The organism is Aeromonas enterica (genome assembly GCF_054052465.1).
In genome coordinates, this window is the sequence record NZ_JBSTYL010000062.1 from 1 (window position 1) to 631 (window position 631).

Here is a 631-nt window from a genome sequence, read left to right on the forward strand (position 1 = left end):
AGCCTCATGGGCTTCAAAGAACGGCAGCACCGTTTCATTGAGCACATGGACCGAGGTCACCGGCAGCTTGTTGGTGTAGAGCCGTCCCCAAGCGTGGCGGCTGTAGCAGTCCAGCACGGTTTGCAGATACACCTTGCCAACCCCCTTGAGCGCGCCGACGAAGAAGGTGTCGACCGCCACCAGCTCACCGGTGTAGTGAACCTCAATCTGGCGTTCGCGGAACTCGGGGCTGAAGCGCTCGAGCAGGCGAATTTGCTCGTCATTGAGCTCAATGGTCTGCTCCCGGTGAGTTTTCTCGAGGCGCAACAAGCGGTCGTGTTTGGAGAGCAAATCGTGACGTTGCCACACGCCACGCACTCCACCGGCACTGACGTTGATACCTTGCAGAGCCAGTTCTTGTGCGACCCGCAGCGGGCCGTGGGTCGGCCAGATGAGGGCGTAATCGAGGATGGCCTGTTCAATCTCGGGAGCAACCCGATTGGGATGAGCCCCTTTACAGCCGGGCAATTTGTCGAGCAAGCCCTCGGCGCCATAGGTCTGATAATTACGGCGGATTTCGTAGAACTGCTGACGGCTGTAGCCGATGAGCTTGCAGGCTTTGCTGACATTATTGAGCTCTTTGGCGAGCTCT

Annotated in this window: 1 protein-coding gene; it reads right to left on the reverse strand. The window is 58.5% G+C overall.

The genetic code is table 11. The annotated features are described in order from the left end of the window. Positions 1-631: helix-turn-helix domain-containing protein (locus ACW5XD_RS23880; protein WP_456497020.1), on the reverse strand; the 631-nt coding region annotated here is incomplete at both ends.